Annotated in this window: 19 protein-coding genes; 8 read left to right on the forward strand and 11 right to left on the reverse strand. The window is 67.3% G+C overall.

What is annotated here, in order from left to right; all coding sequences use genetic code 11:
- Nucleotides 1-7: 7 nt before the first annotated feature.
- Nucleotides 8-904 carry a transcriptional regulator CynR gene (gene cynR / locus AC1VVG_RS21510; RefSeq protein ID WP_482836192.1) on the reverse strand — a complete coding sequence of 299 codons (897 nt, stop codon included), beginning with the start codon at nt 902-904 and terminating at the stop codon, nt 8-10.
- A gap of 113 nt (nt 905-1,017) precedes the next feature.
- Between cynR and AC1VVG_RS21515 the strand changes: the two genes are divergently transcribed.
- From AC1VVG_RS21515 to AC1VVG_RS21525, 3 genes are all read left to right on the forward strand, one after another.
- Nucleotides 1,018-1,677, forward strand: a complete 660-nt coding sequence (locus AC1VVG_RS21515) for a carbonic anhydrase (RefSeq protein WP_034188523.1) — start codon at nt 1,018-1,020, stop codon at nt 1,675-1,677.
- A gap of 36 nt (nt 1,678-1,713) precedes the next feature.
- Nucleotides 1,714-2,184 (forward strand): cyanase, encoded by a 471-nt coding sequence (gene cynS / locus AC1VVG_RS21520; RefSeq protein WP_047901820.1) that lies wholly within the window; start codon nt 1,714-1,716, stop codon nt 2,182-2,184.
- A gap of 207 nt (nt 2,185-2,391) precedes the next feature.
- Nucleotides 2,392-2,826, forward strand: coding sequence for a GNAT family N-acetyltransferase (locus AC1VVG_RS21525; RefSeq protein ID WP_034188521.1), 435 nt, complete (start codon nt 2,392-2,394; stop codon nt 2,824-2,826).
- An 87-nt stretch (nt 2,827-2,913) separates the two neighbouring features.
- On the opposite strand, the gene AC1VVG_RS21530 is transcribed toward AC1VVG_RS21525, so the two are convergent.
- Nucleotides 2,914-3,810, reverse strand: coding sequence for a LysR family transcriptional regulator (locus tag AC1VVG_RS21530; protein ID WP_034188520.1), 897 nt, complete (start codon nt 3,808-3,810; stop codon nt 2,914-2,916).
- A gap of 129 nt (nt 3,811-3,939) precedes the next feature.
- Here AC1VVG_RS21530 and tam point away from each other — a divergent pair, with 129 nt between their 5' ends.
- Nucleotides 3,940-4,725, forward strand: a complete 786-nt coding sequence (gene tam, locus AC1VVG_RS21535; protein WP_175027056.1) for a trans-aconitate 2-methyltransferase — start codon at nt 3,940-3,942, stop codon at nt 4,723-4,725.
- 30 nt (nt 4,726-4,755) lie between these two features.
- Here tam and AC1VVG_RS21540 read toward each other — a convergent pair whose 3' ends face one another.
- From AC1VVG_RS21540 to AC1VVG_RS21560, 5 genes are all read right to left on the reverse strand, one after another.
- Entirely contained in the window at nt 4,756-5,346 is a 591-nt protein-coding gene (locus AC1VVG_RS21540) for a GNAT family N-acetyltransferase (RefSeq protein WP_124670154.1), read from the reverse strand.
- Between the two features lie 510 nt (nt 5,347-5,856).
- Entirely contained in the window at nt 5,857-8,304 is a 2,448-nt protein-coding gene (locus AC1VVG_RS21545; protein WP_482836194.1) for a phosphocholine-specific phospholipase C, read from the reverse strand.
- Nucleotides 8,305-8,345: 41 nt separating this feature from the next.
- On the reverse strand, nt 8,346-8,483 hold the full coding sequence (locus tag AC1VVG_RS21550; protein WP_226103870.1) for a hypothetical protein: 138 nt from the start codon (nt 8,481-8,483) through the stop codon (nt 8,346-8,348).
- 168 nt (nt 8,484-8,651) lie between these two features.
- The gene (locus tag AC1VVG_RS21555; RefSeq protein ID WP_482836196.1) at nt 8,652-9,332 is read right to left on the reverse strand and encodes an HAD family hydrolase; all 681 of its coding nucleotides are present in this window, start codon (nt 9,330-9,332) and stop codon (nt 8,652-8,654) included.
- A gap of 23 nt (nt 9,333-9,355) precedes the next feature.
- Complete coding sequence (locus AC1VVG_RS21560) at nt 9,356-10,300, reverse strand: choline ABC transporter substrate-binding protein (protein WP_034188514.1); 945 nt, start codon at nt 10,298-10,300, stop codon at nt 9,356-9,358.
- 250 nt (nt 10,301-10,550) lie between these two features.
- On the opposite strand from AC1VVG_RS21560, the gene AC1VVG_RS21565 reads away from it, so the two are divergent.
- The 3 genes from AC1VVG_RS21565 to AC1VVG_RS21575 all read left to right on the forward strand — a co-directional run bounded on the left by AC1VVG_RS21565 (nt 10,551) and on the right by AC1VVG_RS21575 (nt 12,648).
- On the forward strand, nt 10,551-11,231 hold the full coding sequence (locus tag AC1VVG_RS21565; RefSeq protein WP_034188513.1) for an MgtC/SapB family protein: 681 nt from the start codon (nt 10,551-10,553) through the stop codon (nt 11,229-11,231).
- A 44-nt stretch (nt 11,232-11,275) separates the two neighbouring features.
- On the forward strand, nt 11,276-12,043 hold the full coding sequence (locus AC1VVG_RS21570) for a DeoR/GlpR family DNA-binding transcription regulator (RefSeq protein ID WP_034188512.1): 768 nt from the start codon (nt 11,276-11,278) through the stop codon (nt 12,041-12,043).
- A 281-nt stretch (nt 12,044-12,324) separates the two neighbouring features.
- Nucleotides 12,325-12,648, forward strand: coding sequence for a winged helix-turn-helix domain-containing protein (locus tag AC1VVG_RS21575; protein WP_034188511.1), 324 nt, complete (start codon nt 12,325-12,327; stop codon nt 12,646-12,648).
- A gap of 24 nt (nt 12,649-12,672) precedes the next feature.
- Here the strand turns inward: AC1VVG_RS21575 and AC1VVG_RS21580 are convergent, their stop codons facing one another.
- The 4 genes from AC1VVG_RS21580 to motA form a co-directional block, all read right to left on the reverse strand.
- Nucleotides 12,673-14,019, reverse strand: a complete 1,347-nt coding sequence (locus AC1VVG_RS21580) for a DUF2325 domain-containing protein (RefSeq protein WP_482836198.1) — start codon at nt 14,017-14,019, stop codon at nt 12,673-12,675.
- Nucleotides 14,020-14,136: 117 nt separating this feature from the next.
- On the reverse strand, nt 14,137-14,676 hold the full coding sequence (locus AC1VVG_RS21585) for a hypothetical protein (RefSeq protein WP_482836200.1): 540 nt from the start codon (nt 14,674-14,676) through the stop codon (nt 14,137-14,139).
- 154 nt (nt 14,677-14,830) lie between these two features.
- Complete coding sequence (gene motB / locus AC1VVG_RS21590; RefSeq protein ID WP_034188509.1) at nt 14,831-15,766, reverse strand: flagellar motor protein MotB; 936 nt, start codon at nt 15,764-15,766, stop codon at nt 14,831-14,833.
- Nucleotides 15,767-15,793: 27 nt separating this feature from the next.
- Nucleotides 15,794-16,663: a flagellar motor stator protein MotA gene (gene motA / locus AC1VVG_RS21595; RefSeq protein ID WP_034188508.1), complete on the reverse strand. Its 870-nt coding sequence runs from the start codon at nt 16,661-16,663 to the stop codon at nt 15,794-15,796.
- 350 nt (nt 16,664-17,013) lie between these two features.
- Between motA and AC1VVG_RS21600 the strand changes: the two genes are divergently transcribed.
- Entirely contained in the window at nt 17,014-17,940 is a 927-nt protein-coding gene (locus tag AC1VVG_RS21600; protein WP_482837200.1) for a patatin-like phospholipase family protein, read from the forward strand.
- The last annotated feature ends 89 nt before the right edge of the window (nt 17,941-18,029 follow it).

Below are 18,029 nucleotides of genomic sequence, written 5' to 3' on the forward strand. Positions count from 1 at the left end.
GGCCATGCTACCGCGTGCGGTTGGTCGGCCCCGCCCGCAGCGCGAGCGCCAGCTCGACGAACGCACGCGCGGCCGCGCTCCGGTACGCGCCCTTGCGCTGCAGCAGCACGGCCGTGCGCCGCAGGACGGCCGGATCGAGCGCGACGGCGACGAGATCGTCATGCCCCGTCGCGATCGTCGCGGGCAGCAGCGTTGCGAGGTTCGTGCGGCGCACGATCTCGATCACCGCACCCAGCGAATTCGCCTCCATCAGCACGCGCGGCTGCACATCGTGCTCGCGGAAATAGCGGTCGATCTGCACGCGTGTCGCGAATTCCGCGGTGAGCAACACGAGCGACGCGTCGTGCAGCGCGCGCTGGCCGGCCTTGCGTTTTCCCGCGAGTGCATGCCGACGGCTCACGACGAGCGCGAGTGTTTCGACCAGCAGTGCCTCTACTGCGATATCCGCCGACTGCACGTCCTCGAATGCGATGCCGACGTCGAGCTCGTCGTCGACGAGCAGCGTCTCGATACGCTCCTGCGACAGCTCGCGCACCGACAGCGTCACGTCCGGATAGCGGCCGTGGAACGCCTCGACGAGCGGCCCGACGAGATAGCTCGTGAAGGTCGGCGTGACCGCGATCCGCAGCGAACCGCGGCTGAGATCCTGCACGTCGTGAATCGCGCGCCGGCCTTCGGCGAGATCGTGCAGCGCCTGCCGTGCGTAGCGGAAATACACGTCGCCGGCATCGGTCAGCCGCGTGACGCGCCCGGTGCGGTCGAACAGTTGCGCGCCGAGCGTCTCCTCGAGCTGGCGGATCTGCTGCGACAGCGCGGGCTGCGACACGTGCAGCGCGGCGGCCGCGCGCGTGAAGCTGCGGTGCTCGGCGACGGCCAGGAAGTAGTTGATATGGCGCAGCAGCATGGCGATTCCTATAAGGCGTACTTATCCGATTGATCATAAATCAGTCTTTTACGTTATTGGAAGCGCGGCGTAACCTGCCCTTCATCGATTCCACCTGCACCGGAGAACACGCGATGAAGGACATCATCGAAGGCTTCCTGAAGTTCCAGCGCGACGCGTATCCGGAACGCGCCGCGCTGTTCCGCGATCTCGCGCGCAGCCAGCACCCGCGTGCGCTGTTCATCTCGTGCTCGGACAGCCGGCTCGTGCCGGAGCTCGTCACGCAGCGCGAACCGGGCGACCTGTTCGTGATCCGCAACGCCGGCAACATCGTGCCGTCGTACGGCCCCGAGCCGGGCGGCGTGTCGGCGTCGGTCGAATATGCGGTCGCCGCGCTGCGCGTGACCGACGTCGTGATCTGCGGTCATTCGGATTGCGGCGCGATGACCGCGATCGCGACCTGTCAGTGCATGGACCACATGCCGGCCGTCGGCCACTGGCTGCGCTATGCCGATTCGGCGCGCGTCGTGAACGAGGCGCGCCCGCACCGCAGCGAACGCGAGCGGATCGACTCGATGGTGCGCGAGAACGTCGTCGCGCAACTCGCCAACCTGAAGACGCACCCCGCCGTGCGGCTCGCGCTCGAAGAAGGACGTCTCGCGCTGCACGGCTGGGTCTACGACATCGAATCGGGCTGTATCGACGCCTACGACGGCGCGGCCGGCCGGTTCGTGTCCCTCGCGGACCACCCCGGTGTCCGCGCGACTCCCGCGACGCTTGCCGCCGCGGCCTGAATCCGGATTGCTCCCACCCCACCACGAGGAATTGCCATGATCCAGTCCCAGCACAGCCAGACTGCCCGCCACGCGCTTGCGGAAACCGTCGTGCTCGCGAAAGCGCGCAAGAACCTGTCGTTCGCCCAGCTCACCGAAGGCACGGGCCTGAGCGAAGCGTTCGTCACCGCCGCGCTGCTCGGCCAGCATGCGCTGCCGGCCGATGCGGCGCGCGTGGTCGCCGACAAGCTCGGCCTCGACGACGATGCGGTACTGCTGCTGCAGACGATCCCGCTGCGCGGCAGCATCGACGATCGCGTGCCGACCGACCCGACGATCTACCGTTTCTACGAAATGCTGCAGGTGTACGGCACGACGCTGAAGGCGCTCGTCCACGAGAAGTTCGGCGACGGCATCATCAGCGCGATCAACTTCCGGCTCGACGTGAAGAAGGTCGACGATCCCGAAGGCGGTTCGCGTGCGGTGATCACGCTCGACGGCAAGTACCTGCCGACCAAGCCGTTCTGACGTTTGCGCGGCGCGGCGGCAGCGGTGCCGCATGCGCCCGACGTGCGCCGGCCGCCGATGGTGCAGCGGACGCGCGAGCGGCACCACACGGCCGCCCGAAAGGCGGCGTTCTCGGTGGCGTGAGCGTGTGGCGGCGCGCTATAGTCATGCGACGCCCGCCGCAGGTACTGCGCACCCGGCGGCTTCATTCACGCACGCGTTCGCCCGATGACTACCCCTGCCGACGTCACCCTGCAACTGACCGATACCGAACAACCGGCCGCCCGCCATTTCATCAGCCGCAAGCTCGGCGAATTCAACCATGCGATGACGGGGCGCGCCGACTCGGCCGCGCTCGACGTCTACGTGACCGATCCCGCGACTGGCGAGATATTGGGCGGCCTGACGGGCCGCACGTCGCTCGGCCTCTTTTTCATCGACCTGTTCTACCTGCCCGAATCGCTGCGCGGCGGCGGATTCGGCAGCCGGCTGCTGCGCGAGGCCGAAGCGGAGGCGAAGCGGCGCGGCTGCGCGCGTGCGGTGCTGTACACGATCTCGTTCCAGGCACCGGACTTCTACCGGAAGCAGGGCTACGAGACGTTCGGCGAAGTGCCTTGCGAGCCCGAAGGCGCGGCGCGCGTGTTCATGGTCAAGGTGCTTTGAGCGCTGCGTGGCGGTGCGGGCTACTTCCTGACGCCTGCCGACATCGCGGACGACCGGCCGGCACAGGCAACGCCCGCATGGCGCGCGTTACCGCCCCGGCGCGGCCCGCTCGACGATCATGTCGTAGAGCGCACGCGCGGCCGGCGACAGTTGCGCGCTCTTGCGCGTGACGAGCACGAGCGTGCGCGACACCGACGGCTCGACGAGCTCGATCGTGCGGATCATCGGATACGCGTTCTTCTGGATCGCGAGTTTCGGCACGACGGCCGCACCGAGCCCTTCCGCGACGAGCCCGAGCGCCGTCGAACTGCGCTGCACTTCGTAGAACGAATGCAGCGACACGCCGCTCGTCTTCAGCGCGCCTTCGAGCAGCCCGCGATTGCCGCTCACCTCGCCGGCGAAGATCAGCGGATGCGGCTGCAGCGCCGCCCAGCGGATGCGCCGGCGCCTCGCGAGCGGATGATCGTCGCGGCACACGAGCACGTAGGGATCGTGCGTGAGCGGCACGCTGACAAGTTCGGGATGCTGGTCGCCGGCGATGCTGATGCCGAATTCGGCTTCGCGCCGCAGCACGGCCTGCAGCACCGACGCCGACGCATGGTCGAGGATCTTCACGCGATCGTGCGGGCGATGCCCGGAGAACGCGCGCAGGATGCGCGGCAGGTATTGCACGCCGACCGTCGGCACGCACGCGATCGTGACGTCGCCGCGCTGGCTCAGGCCCGTCTCGCGGATTTCGGTCAGCGCGTCGGACAACTCGTTCAGCAGCCGGCGCGCTTGCGGCAGGAAGCGCCGGCCGATCTCGGTCAGCGTGGTGCGGCGCGTCGTGCGCTCGACCAGCGCGACGCCGAGATAGGATTCGAGCTTGCGCAGCCGCTGCGTGATCGCCGTTTGCGTGACGTGCAGCGTGTCGGCCGCCTGCCGGAAGCTGCCGCCGTCGGCGATCGCGACGAAAGCCTGGACACCGAGCGTATCGATTTTCATCAGAATTTTGAATCAATAACGATATTAAATTCATTTTACTGAAGGTCGGATACGGTCGCAGAATGTGCTGGATCGGCGGCTGCCCGGATCCCGGCGCGCATGCCGCCTCCGCCCACAAGGAGAATCATCGTGACGACCCCACTCGATCAATACGCGAACCAGTACGTGCGGTTCGAGGACGAACGCACGCGGCCGGTGCGCGACCTGCTGGCCGCCGTGCCGAAGACGCCGATCCGTACCGCGATCGACATCGGCTGCGGGCCCGGCAATTCGACCGAGGCGCTGATGGCACGCGCGCCGGACGCGACGATCCACGGGATCGACGCATCGGCGGACATGATCGCGGCCGCGCGCAAGCGGCTGCCGGCGTTGCGGTTCGATCTTGCCGATGTCGCCACGTGGGACGATCCGGGCGGCTATGACCTGATCCTGTCGAACGCGGTGCTGCAGTGGGTGCCCGCGCACGACACGCTGTTCCCGATGCTCGTCGGCCGGCTCGCGCCGGGCGGCCATCTCGCGGTGCAGATGCCGGACAACCTCGACGAGCCCGCACACCGGCTGATGCGCGAGGTCGCCGCGGCCGGGCCGTGGGCCGACAAGCTGAAAGGGGCGGCGCGTACCGAGCGGTTCGATGCGCGCTACTACCATGCGCTGCTGTCGCCGCTGTGTTCGCGCGTGGATGTGTGGCGCACGACCTACTATCACCCGCTGCGCGGCGGTGCGGACGCGGTCGTCGAATGGTTCAAGGGCAGTGCGCTGCGGCCGTTCCTTGCCGCGCTCGACGATGCCGAGCAGCGCGCGTTCCTCGCGCGTTATCGCGACGCGATCGCCGGGCCGGACGGTTATCCGGTACTCGACGACGGCACTGTGCTGCTGCCGTTCCCGCGCCTGTTCATCGTGGCGACTCGGAAGTAATTCGGCCATGACGTGACGGGCGGCGGGGCGTCAGCGCACCGGCCGCACCGATGCGGGATCGACCGTGCGGCTCCGAGCGGTCTGCCCGTCGCGCAGGTCCTTGTACCAGAACAGCGCGACTTCCCCGGCGTTCTCGCCGCCTGCATACAGGAAGCGGTCGTGGCCGCCGAGCGTAAAGCCCGCGCGCGCATAAGTGGAGCAGGCCGCGACGTTGTTCGCCTGCGTTTCCAGCCGCATGAAGCCGAACCCGTGATGGCGCGCCCAGGCTTCCGCGGCCGCCAGCAGGAATTGCCCGATACCGAGGCGCCGATGCTCGCGGTCGACGGCCAGCTCGGCGATTTCGGCCATGCCGTTCCAGCGCTCGGCGACCGCGACGAACCCGGCGAACCGCCCGCCGGCGGTCGCGCGAAAGAGCGCTGTCTTGCCCGACGCTTCATCCGCCCAGCCGGCCGGATCGAACCCGTAGTTTTTGCGGCGCGCGGGCAACGCGCGCAGGTCGAGCAAATCCTGATACGGCGCATTCAGCTCCCATGCGATGTCGAACGAGAAGTCGCATTGGTCCAGCTCGTCGGCGGCAAGCGAGATCGCCGGTTCGATGCTGATGTGCTCGGCTCGGTCCATATGTCGGTGTCCTGTCTTCGGCGGAGGGTGTGGTCTCGTTGGTGGCGCGATCGCCGGCGCACCGATGTGCATCGAATCGCGCCCGTTCCCGTTCTTCGTTTTCTGCATCTGCACCATTCGCTGCATGCGAAACCGGTACAGACACGGCTGTGTGCCCGCCTGATTATGCTGGATTTCGGCGTCGTCACGGCGTTGCTGCAGGTGCGATGACGACCGCCGCGCGTCGTGTTTCCCAATCGCGACGGCAGTCGATCGTCGGCGGATGAAAGACGACAGGAAACCGAATGATTGTTTACCGTTTTGAACAACTCGACATGTTCTGTCAAACAGTTTGACGGTCGTGGCGCCGTCAAGCATCGCGTCGTCCACTGCTCCACGAAAGCCGGAAGAGAGGCTGACCTGCATCGCCGGCGCAACGCGGATCGGCCTGCGTCACCCGTTTTTGCCGCGGCGCGCGTCATGCACGCGCGCCGGCCGGAACGTTGAAGCGACGACGAAACGGCCGCGACCTCAGATGCTGATCGCGATGGGGCCTGCCAGCGGCGTATAGCCGTCGTCGAACAGCAGCCACGCGTCGTACTGGCCCGAGGCAAGCGTGCTGTTCGCGGTCGACGAGAACAGCAGCGAGCCGGTGCTCTTGGGCAGGTACGCCCACGACTTGTAGCCGCCCCGGGTCGGTTGCGCGCCGCGCGGATAGATGCCGACCCAGTTCTTCGGGCTGTGGCGCCACGGCGGCACGACGTAGTCGAACCGCAGCGTGGCGTACGACGACCCCTGCGACGCCAGCGCCGCGACGAATTTCCCGTTCGTATTGCCGATCGCCGAATCCGTCAGCAACGTGCCGGATTGCGTCTGCACGCAGCCGGCGATACGGCGCAGGAAGTTCGGATCGTTCGCGTCGCGGATGCTCGCGTCATACCAGCCGGCGTCGCCGTACCACGTGACCGCCTGCGTTGCACCGGCCGGTACGCTGACCGACTGCGCGCGGTTCATCCCGTACGCATTGTCGACGAGCTGGAACGTCGTCGTGCTCGAACCGGCCGAATTGTCGAGCATGATCTGCACGTTGCCGTTCTGTACGTCGTAGCAGAGCGACACTTCGCCGGTCGATCCCGCGTTCCCCGCTGCGCCGATGGTGCCGCGGAACGTCTGCAGGAACCCGTTCGGGCCGTAGATCGAATAGTCGTAGCCGCCCGCCGAATTCAGCGCGAGCGAATCCGTGAGGCACGCGCCGGTGCCGGCGCCGATCGTGTACTGCCGCGGCGTCGTGCTCGTGCCGTCGACCCATGCCTGCAGGTGCACGCCGGCCGCACCCGTGTTGGTCATCGTCAGCGCGAGCGTCTTGCCGGAGCGGTTGACGCGGCCCTGGACGAAGAACTCGTACGGCAGCCGGCACGCGGTGTTGCGGCCGGCCGTTTGCGCCGGAACCGCGGTGGTGGTGGCCGGCGGAATCAGCACCGTCGAGCCGTTCGGGTCCATGTTGCTGGCCGCCGCCGGAATCGCCGGAATCGTCTGGTCGGGACTCGCGAAGTCGAACGCCGACGTGAGATCGCCGCACACCGTGCGGCGCCACGGCGTGATGTTGGTCTCCTGCAGCCCGAAGCGCGCTTCCAGAAAACGGATCACCGACGTGTGATCGAAGACCTGCGAGTTGACCTTGCCGCCTTTCGACCACGGCGAGATCACGAACATCGGCACGCGCGGGCCCAGCCCGATCGGGACGTCGCCGCTCGCGGCGCCGTCCGATGCGGCGCCGCTGCCGGCGACGAATTCCGCGGCCGTCGAGACCGTCGACCGGCCGGTGCCGGCGGCGGCGCTCGACGGGACGGCCGGTGGCACGTGGTCGAACAGGCCGTCGTTCTCGTCGTACATCACGAGCAGCACGGTGCTGGCCCACACCGCCGGATTCGACGTCAGCGCGTTGAGCACGTTGCTGACATACCATTCGCCGCCGCTCGCGGCCCACGACGGGTGCTCGCAATACGCATAGGGCGCGGCGATCCACGATACCTGCGGCAGCGTGCCGTTCGCGACGTCGGCCCGCAGTTGACTGAACAGACGGGTGTCGTACTCCGTGCCGCCGCCGGTCGGGTCGATCTGCGTGCCGTCGAGCGCCGGCGCGAGCGGATCATTCGCGCCGAGGTTCTGGTACTGCTTGAAGTTCAGGATGACGTTGTCGCCGTAGTTGCCGTTCCACCAGAGATCCTTGCTCGACCCGTTGTATTCGCCGTAGCCGTGGCCGGCATCGAGGCCGTTGCCCTTGTCCTGGTAGAACTTCCACGTGACGCCGGCCGTGTTCAGGCGTTCCGGCATCGTGGTCCAGCCAGTGCCGGTCATCGTGTTCGTCGTGTACGGCGAATAGCCGGCGACGTTGCCGCAGCAGCCGGTCCACAGATACAGGCGGTTCGGGTCGGTCGGGCCGAGCATCGAGCAGTGGTACGCGTCGCACACGGTGAACGCGCTGGCCAGCGCGTAGTAGAACGGGATGTCGTTCTGCGTGAAGTAGTACATCGTGCCGCTGGTCTTCGCGGCGACCCAGTTGTCGTAGCGGCCGTTGTTCCATGCGCTGTGCGTGCCGCTCCAGCTGTGATCGAGGTCGCCGTAGTACGTGTCGCCGTTCGCGACGCCGGAAACGGGCGGCGACGGGTTGAACGGGAACACGTAGGACAGCGTCGATGGCTGGCGCCAGACCGGGTAGCCGCTGGAGATCACGACCGGCCGCGGATCGCCGAAGCCGCGCGCGCCGCGCAGCGTGCCGAGATAGTGGTCGAACGACCGGTTTTCCTGCATCAGGATGACGACGTGCTTGACGTCCTGGATCGTGCCGGTGACGGTGGCGGCCGGAATCGATTGTGCGCGCAGGATGCTTTCGGGCAGCATGCCCGTCACCGCGGTGGCGCCGGCGAGCTTCAGCGCATCGGCGAGGAACTGACGTCGTGTCGTGGGTTTGTTTTGCATGATCGCTCCTTGTCCTGGATGGCGGGTAGGGCCGGGGCCGGTCAATGGCACGCGCTTGCGCAGTGCAGGACCGGCGCGGACGCCGAACCCGGTGCCGACGCGCGCGCGGCGGCGACAGTGCCCGCCGCGCCCGGGTCGCCGTCGCCGCAGGCGGCCAGCGCGCACAGCAGCGCGATCATGAAAACGCCGCGCCAGTGCGGAATACGGCTTTCCGCGGGGCGAGGCGGGACGACTTGATTTCGATCCGATTCGAATCGGATTCCTGATTGATCGGGATGGTTGCTGCGTGCTCCGTATTTCATTTCCCCTCCAGACATGAAAATGGACAGCAGAGAATATCGCCCGAATCAGAACAACTTCATGACAGGCCAGCCGCGTTTGCCGGCGACCTGGGAAAGCTTCGAGTCGGGATTGGTCGCGACCGGATGCGTGACGTAGTCGAGCAGCGGCACGTCGTTGATCGAATCGCTGTAGAAGTAGGTCCGTTCGAAATCGGACGGCAGGTAGCCGAGCGATTTCAGCCATGCCGCCGTGCGCACGATCTTGCCTTCCCGGAAACTCGGCACGCCGATGCTGCGCCCGGTGAACCGCCCGGCCGGCGTGCCGTCTTCGGTATCGAGCTCGATGCCGAGCAGGTGCTCGATCCCGAACTCGGCCGCGATCGGCCGCGTGACGAAGACGTTGGTCGCCGTCACGATGCAGCAGAGATCGCCGTTCTCGCGATGCCGGTCGACCAGCGCGCGTGCCTCCGGTGTAATCGCCGGCCGGATCACCTCGTCCATGAACTGCGCATGCCACCGTTCGAGCTGCGCGCGCGAGTAGCGCGTGAGCGGCGCGAGCGTCACGGCGAGATACGCATCCATGTCGAGCGTGCCGGCCGCATAGTGGCCGTAGTGCTCGTCGATCAGCGCCGTGTGCGCGTCGTCCTCCTGCCAGCCGACCCGCGTGATGAAGCGGCTCCAGGCCTGGTCGCTGTCGAGCGGCAGCAGCGTGTGATCGAGGTCGAACAGCGCGAGATTCTTGTGCATGGGCCTTTCCCTGTATGGCGTATTTACGCGCCGATGAGCTTCTCGATCGCGTCCCTGGCGTTTTTCCCGTCGATGGTCGTGACGCCGTCGAGCCACTTCGACAGCACGCCCGGGTTCTTCTTCGCCCATTCCTTTGCGACCGCGACCGGATCGGCGTGATTCATGATCGGCACCATCAGCTGGTTTTCCTCGTCGGTCGTGAATTTCAGGTTGGTCAGCAGCCGGCCGACGTTCGGGCAGCGTTCGAGATAGCCGGGCGTGACGAGCGTGTAGACCTTCGCCGAGCCGTAGTTCGGACCGAACACGGTGTCGCCGCCGTCGAGATACGCGATCTTGTAGTTGATGTTCATCGGATGCGGCTCCCACGCCAGGAACACGATCATCCGGTGTTCCTGCACCGCGCGCGTGACCTGGACGAGCATCCCGGCCTCGCTCGATTCGACCAGCTTGAAGCCGCCGAGCCCGAATTCGTTCCTGTCGATCATCCGCTGGACCAGTGCATTGCCGTTGTTGCCGGCGCCGATCCCGTAGATCTTGCCGTCGAGCTGGTCGCGGAATCTGGCGATGTCGGCGAAGCTCCTGAGGCCCTTGTCCGACGCATACTGCGGCACGGCCAGCGTGTAGCGCGCGCCGACCAGGTTGGGTTGCGGCAGCAGGTGCACGGCGCCGGCGTCGACGAACGGCTTCACGGTCGGCGTCATGCTCGGATCCCAGTAGCCGAGGAACGCATCGATCTGCGCCTTCTTCACGCCGGCCAGCACGATCGGCGGCGACGCGATCGTCTTGGTTGCCTCGTAGCCGAGCCCGTCCAGGAGCATCATCGCGACGCCGGTGGTGGCCGCGATGTCGCTCCAGCCCACATCGCCGAGCGTCACCTTCCTGCAGGTATCGCCCTCGGACGCATGAGCGGGTGCCGTTAGAAATGCCGCCAGCAGCGTCGCAGCCAGCATCCATGCTTTCTTGATCATGATGGTCTCCTAAGCAAGTGTTTCGGATCGTGTTACCTGATTGGTCTGACGATTGATCGTGTGGATCGGATGAAACAAACGAACCTGGGTCTGGCTTTGTCGTTTTGCGTACCGTATATTAGAACGCACAAAATCGCAAGATTGCACAAAAATACAACCCGGCGAACGCGAAGGCGGCCAGGCGAAGCCGGGGCGAGCCGCGCAGCGGTCCGTGCGTCATCAAGTGAATCCGTCAGGAAGGAGTGTTCGAATGATCAGTCAGCTGGAAATCGTTTCCCGCCTGTTGCTGGCGGCCTTGCTCGGCAGCATCGTCGGCATCGAGCGCGAGCGCCTGTCGTGGGCGGCCGGGTTGCGCACGCACATGCTGGTGGCCGTGGGCGCCGCGCTGGTGATGATCGTGTCGGCGTTCGGCTTCGCGGATATCCAGGAGGCGAAGAACGTGTCGCTCGACCCGTCGCGGGTCGCCGCGCAGGTCGTATCCGGTATCGGTTTTCTCGGCGCGGGGTCGATCATGTTGCGCGGCGAGATCATCCGCGGGCTGACGACCGCGGCGAGCCTGTGGGTCGTCGCGGCGGTCGGACTGGCGGTGGGCGGCGGCATGTACGTGGCCGCGATCGCCGCGACGGCGATCGTGCTGGCGATCCTGGCCGGGCTGAAGCCGATCGAGAAGCGCTTTTTCGCCGCGCGACAGCGCTGGGGCGTGCGCATCCTCGCGAGCCGAGGCGCCGTGAAACTGACGTCGCTGCAGTCGATGCCCGGCATCGACCAGGCGCGCATCGTCCAGTTCATCATCGAGCAGGACGACGAGACACCCGACGACGACCGCATCCACGTGGTGTTCTCGAAGATGACGAGCCGCGAATTCCAGGTGGTCCGTCAATCGCTGCAGACCCTCGTCGGCGTCAAAAAAATGGAAGAAAGCGCCGGGTAGACGGCCGTTCGAATAAGATTGACAGACTTTTCCGAGGACATTTCATGTGGCAAGAAGAGCGATACCAGAGGATCCGGCTTCTGTTATCGAAGATGCAGCGCGTGTCCACCGACCGAATCATGGCCGACCTGAACGTGTCGCGCGAAACCGTGCGCCGCGATCTCGTCGACCTCGAGGCGCTCGGTGAACTGAAGCGTGTGCACGGCGGCGCGGTGCAGGTCGGCGACGAAGCGCCGATCGCCGAGCGCGCGCAGACGCACGTGAAGGCGAAGCTGGCGATCGCGCGCGCGGCCGCGCGGCTCGTCACGGGCTCGCAGACGCTGTTCATCGACGCCGGCACGACCACCACGCTGCTGGCCGAGGAACTGGCGAAGTTGTCGGGCCTCACGATCGTCACGAACTCGATCGACGTCGCGCTGAAGATGCGCTCGAGCGACCCGGCGCAAGGCAGGAACGAAACGATCCTGCTCGGCGGGATGATCGGCAGCCGCGCGGCCGCGACGGTCGGCGACGGCACGGTCGCCGAGATCTTCCGCTACCGCGCCGATCTCGCGCTGCTGTCGCCGGTGGGCGTCGATGCCGTTCGCGGCGCGACGAACTACGACCGGATGGAAACCGAGGTGGCGCGCGCGATGGTGAGCAACGCGGCGGACGTGGCGATCCTGGCCGATTTCAGCAAGCTCGGCACGAACAGCCGGATCAGCTTCTGCGAGCCCGCTCGGATCGGCACGCTGGTGACCGACCAGAAGGCGGAATCGGTCGACAGCTACAAGCGCATCAGGAAGGCCGTCGGGAACGTCGTGCTGGCATAGCGCCCGCGGGCAGGGGGATCGGCTGCCGTCTACCGTCCATGGGGCGCGCCGTTTGCACCCGGACCGCTGTCGGCCGACGACGGCGCGCCGCCGCCGTTCCCGGGCGCCGACCGGCTGCCCGCGCCGCGCTGCGTGAAGCGGCTCGCCGGCATCGTCGCGCGCCTGCCGGGGGCCGGGCGCGGCGTTTTCCGTGCAGGCCATCGTGTATGCTTGCCCGCATCGATCACTCGGCGGACAACATGAAGACTTCGGCACACCCCAAGCCTGAGGTGCGGTTCAGGATGCGTATCCAGCAGGCCGACACGATCGCGCTCGGCCCGGGCAAGGTCGCGCTGCTCGAGGCGGTGCGCGAGCACGGTTCGATTTCGGCGGCGGCGCGCAGCCTGAAAATGTCGTACCGGCGCGCGTGGCTGCTGATGGACGAACTGAACCGTTCGCTGAAATCGCCCGCGACGGTGTCCGAGCATGGCGGGCAGAGCGGCGGCGGCAGCGTGCTGACGCCGGTCGGCGAGGAGATCATCCGCCTTTATCGCGGGATCGAGGCGCGCGCTTACGCGGCGTGCGCGGACGACATCGCCGCGCTCACGAAAATGGTGCGTCGCTGACGGGGGCGTTGTGCCGGCGCTGGCCTACCCGTGCCGCAGGCAGAAGCGTGACGGGTCGCTCGCGGCGCCATCCGGCGCGATGACGTCGCGTGCCCGTGCATCGAGCCGACCGATCAATTCGACGAAGCTCGCGACGCTGGCGGTCCGCAACGGGTAGTACGCGATGTGGTGGCGTTCGCAGATACGCTTGAGCAGGTTCATCGAATCGTGATCGATGCAGTCGACCGGGAAGACGACCATCTGCGCGCCCGGCAGCGCGGCGGCCAGCAGGCCCTTGCGATCCTCGACGCCGCCGTCGTGCAGCGTCACTTCGCCGCCCGACGCCTCGACGATCCGCCGGATCGCCCGGTTCGAACCGGGCCGCCCGCCGACGTAGACGACGCGCCTGCCCTGCAGCATCGACAGCGCATTCGTCGCCGGGTCGGCCGGGTCGGCCGCCGACGCCTGCACCGCCTGTTCGATCGCGCTCGCCTCCGCGCGCAGCGTCTTTACCATCGCCGTCAGGTCGTCGAGCCGCGCGCGCATCGCGCGGGCGCTCGCCTGTTCCGCGGCGATCCGCTCCTCGGCGGCCTCGCGGCGGCTCGTGTGCAGCGCAAGCCGTTCGTCGCGCGCGGTCAGCGCCTCGCGCAGTTCGTGCACTTCGTCGCGCAACGCGCTTTCGGCGGCCAGCGGCCGCGCGTGGTGGCGGGCGTGGAGCGCGTCCCGTTCCTGCAGTGCTGCGTCGCGCTGCGTGCTCATCTCGCGCAGGCGTGCCTGCTGCCGTTCGAGCTTCGCATGCAATGCCGCGTTCTCTTCCTCCAGCGCGACCAGCCGCCGGATATCGGCGCGATTGGCCGCGCCGACCAGGTGCGACAGCATGTGCAGGTCGCCGAATGCGGCCTGGCGCACGCCCATCGTCGTGCGCGGATGCGTCATCAGTGCCCAGTACGCGGGCGGAATGTCGCCGCGCTTGAGCGCTTCCTTCCAGCGCGTGAGCAGTTCGTCCGCGTCCTTTGCGTTGTCGAACGCGCGTATCGCGCCCGCATGGCGTTCGTCGAGCGCCTTGTGCAACGCCTTGGCGCCGGCCGTGCCGTCGATCGCGAGCGCGACGGCCGCGTGATGGATGTCGAGGTCGGTCGCACGCTGCCGGTCGAGGCCGGTGAACTTCGGCACGAGCTTGCGCAGTTCGTGCGTGGTCAGGCAGGTGCCGATGATCGAGCAGTGCAGGTTCGCATCGAGTTCGGACAGGCGCGCGCGGCGCTTCAACTCGGCCTGTTGCGCGCGGGACGGCGCGCAGCACGCGTCGATCCGCGCGCCGGTGGCCGCGGACGGAAGGCCGCCGGACGACGGGAGATCCGCCGTGCGGGCCAGGCGAAAGGGCGGAGCGTGCATGTTGACCTCTATCCGGCACGATCGGACCGGAGACGGATGCGCGAAAGATTTTCGAAATATACCACGGAATATAACGGGAACAATTCCGGGGAAACCATCGGGCGATGCGGGGGATGGTCAGCAGGACAGCGCCGGACGGCAGGGTTGCTGTAGCGCGGCCGGCGCCGCGGGCGAAAGGGGGAGCGATGCCGGCGCGTGGCGCGCCATCACGGATTCGACGCACAGCCCGACGAACAGCACGTCGACGCGCTCGAGCGCGGCAACCGCGTCGCGCATCGCGGCCGGGTCGTTGCTGAACGAATCGGAAAACACGTCGTCGCGCGTGCGTTCGAGGCCGCGCGCGTGGCCGATCGCGCGTTCGAGGTCGGGCAGGCGCGTGAAGCGGGCGGCGCGTGCGTCGCGTTCGAGCGTCGCCAGCAGTTCACGAAAGCCCATTGCCGACAACGCTTCGTCCGGCATCGCGCCGGTGTGCGCGGCGGAGAGCATCCGGATGAAACGCACGATGCTGCCGCGCAGGCGCCGGAACGCGTCGACGACATCCGTGACCTGCCGCGCCCGGGTGTCGCTCGACAGCGGCTTGAGTGCGCTGATCTTGCGTGCGAGCGCCTGTTCCCGGGCGGTGCGCGGCGGGGTGCGATCCGTCGACGTGCGGGCCATGCTGCTTCTCCGGGTGGGCAAGGTTTCGATATATTCTACGGAATATATCGAGGACGCAAAAAAAGACGACACCGTGCCGCAAGGCAGGGTGTCGTCAACGGCCTGAACGGCCGCGCTCATCGGTTGACCGTCGCCGGCTGCGGCCGCGCGCGCGTCACGGGCGGACGGCGGGCACGATGCCGGGCGTCTCGCCGACGGTCGTGCGGCCACCGTCGCGAAAGAACGCCTGCTCGGCGGCATTGTTCATGACGAGGATGCTGATGCGGCGATTGGTCGGCTCGTCCGACACGTTCCGGTCGAGCGGCAGCACATCCGCGAGCCCGCGCACCTGCAGCAGCTTCGCTTCCCGCAACCCGCCGGCGACCAGCGCGCGCCGCGCGGCGTTCGCGCGATCGCTGGACAACTCCCAGTTCGAATAGCCGGTCGGGCCGCCGGGATAGGGCGTCGAATCGGTATGGCCGGCAATCGACACGCGGTTGTCGACCTCGTCGAGCGCCGCGCCGACTTGCGCGAGGATCGCGGTCGCATAGCTTTCCGGTTGCGAACTGCCCGACGCGAACATCGGCCGCTTGAGCGAATCGACGATCTCGATGCGCAGGCCCTCGTGGGTGATCGCGATCCGGATCTGGTCCTGGTAGGCGCGCAACGACGGACTCCGCGCGATCGCCGCGGTCAGCTTTGCCTTCAGGCGCTCGAGTTTTTGCGTATCGGCGTTGTCGGCGACGGCTGCGGGCGAGCTGGCCGGCACCGGTTGCGCTTTCGTGTCGATGGCCGGCGCGGGGTCCGACAGGTCGCGGCCGCCACCCTGCACGACGCTCGGGCGCGGCGCCTGGGCGTCTTTCCCGCCGGACAGGAGCGTCGACAGCGGCGTATTGAAGTAGTCCTCGATCCCTTGTTTGTCGTACTTCGAGACGGAGCCGAGCAGCCACATCAGCAGGAAGAACGCCATCATCGCCGTGACGAAATCGGCGTACGCGATTTTCCATGCACCGCCGTGGTGGGCGTCATGGTCGCCGCCTTTCTTGCGGCGCACGACGACGCGCGATGCCGAGGCGGGCTGCTTCGACGAACTGGAGCGATGGTCGGCCATGGCGTGTTCCGTTTCCTCGCGTATCCGTTATGCCGCCTTGGGCGACTTGGTCGCGCGGACGGCGTCGTCGAGCTCCTTGAAGCTCGGGCGATCGGCGGTGAACAGCACCTTGCGGCCGAACTCCACCGCAACCGACGGCGCGTAGCCGCTCATCGACGCGAGCAGCACGGCCTTCACGCACTGGAACGGCTTGGCCGCGGCACGGCCTTTCGCGTTGAGCAGATCCGCGAGCGGACCGATGAAGCCATAGGAGAGCAGGATGCCGAGGAAGGTGCCGACGAGCGCGCCGGCGATCATCTTGCCGAGCACGGCGGGCGGCGCGCCGACCGAGCCCATCGTATGCACGACACCCATCACCGCGGCGACGATGCCGAACGCCGGCAGGCCGTCGGCCATCTTCTGGATGGCATTGGCCGCGACCGACGCCTCCGCATGATGCGTATGCAGCTCTTCATCCATCAGGTCCTGCATCTCCAGCACGTTCACGTTGCCGCTCGACATCATCCGCAGGTAATCGACGATGAAGTCGAGCAGGTGATGGTCGGCGAGCACATGCGAATACTTCTGGAACAGCGGGCTTTGTTCGGGCGCATCGACATCGGCCTCGAGCGCCATCATGCCGTCCTTGCGCGCCTTGTGCAGCAGCTCGTACAGCAGCGCGATCAGTTCGACGTACTGCTGTTTCGTATAGCCGCCGCCCTTGAAGCAGGTCGGCAGGGTCTTGATGGTCTTCTTCAGCGTCGTGACGGGATTGCTGACGACGAACGCGCCCAGCGCGGCGCCGAAAATGCACAGCAGCTCGAACGGCTGCAGCAAGGCAGGCAAATGGCCGCCCACGCCGACAAAACTGCCGATCACCGACCCGATCACGACGATCCATCCGATGGCTACAAACATGATTACCTCGTCCGCGACGTGCGCTGCTGGTTCCGTTGTCGATAAGCGGGCGGGACAGCTCGGCTGTCTCGCTCCATGCCCGCGACGCGATGCCGGTCGGCGGGTGTTGATGCAATAACGGCGCGCGTCGCGGCGGCTGAACCCGTGATTCCACGCATCCCGCGCGATTCGTGCCTGGCACACGTTTGCGGGCGCCGAAGCGCGCGATTTTGTTGATCGAGGTCAAAAAGTACGTGGCGATCGCGCGAGTTTCCGAGTGGAGGCGACCCGGAAACGTCGGCAGCCGAACGGCCTGGCCCGCACGCCGGCAGGGTTTTCATCAGGACATCCAACGCGCCGCACGATCCATCATGGAGAAAGCGCTGTCGCAGCCAACCGCAGGAGGGTGCCCCGTGAATTCCGATTCCACGCCTTCGACCGCCTTCGTGTTCGCCGGCGGCGGCAGTCTGGGCGTGATCGAGGTCGGCATGCTCCGTGAGCTGATCGCGAGCGGCGAACGGCCCGATTGCGTCGTCGGCGCGTCGGCGGGCGCGATCAATGCCGCCTATTTCGCGGGCCGGCCGGACAGGGACGGCGTCGCGATGCTCGCCGCGCTGTGGTGCAGCATCCGCCGCCAGGACATCATGCCGTTCTCGATGCGCGGCATCGTCGCGATGCTGCTGCGCAACCGGCCCCATCTGGTCGAGGCCGACGCGCTGCGCCTGCTGCTGGAAAAGAACCTGCCGTACCGGCGGATCGAGCAGGCCGCGCTGTCGCTGCACATCGTCGCGACCGACGTGCTGAGCGGTCGCGAAGTCGTGCTGTCCGCCGGCCCGGTCGTGGATGCCGTGCAGGCCAGCGCGGCGATTCCCGGCGTGTTTCCGTCGGTCTGCATCGGTGGCGTGGAACTGGTCGACGGCGGCGTCGCGAACAATACGCCGATCTCCGTCGCGATCGCGCTCGGCGTCAAGCGGATCGTCGTGCTGCCGGCCGGGTTCGCCTGTGCGTTGCGCGTGCCGCCGCGCAGCGCGATCGCGCATGCGACGCACGCGCTGACGCTCGTGATCGCGCGGCAACTGGTGCGCGATCTGGAGCTGTACGCGGCCCGCGCGCACATCCATGTCGTGCCGCCGCTCTGCCCGCTCGAGGTGTCGTCATACGATTACTCGAAGTGCGCGCAACTGATCGACGCGGCGGCGCAACGCACGCGGGCGTGGATCGATGCCGGCGGGCTCGCGCAATGTGCGATTCCCGACCCGCTGCGCGAGCACGATCACGCCGCGGCGCTGTCGCATTGAGGCGCGCTCGCGCGCCGCTCGAACGCGTGACCGGCGCACGCGGGCCGCCGGTCCTCTGCCCGGAAATCCGACGTGTACCTGAAAAAAAC

This window comes from Burkholderia sp. L-4 (assembly GCF_056856535.1).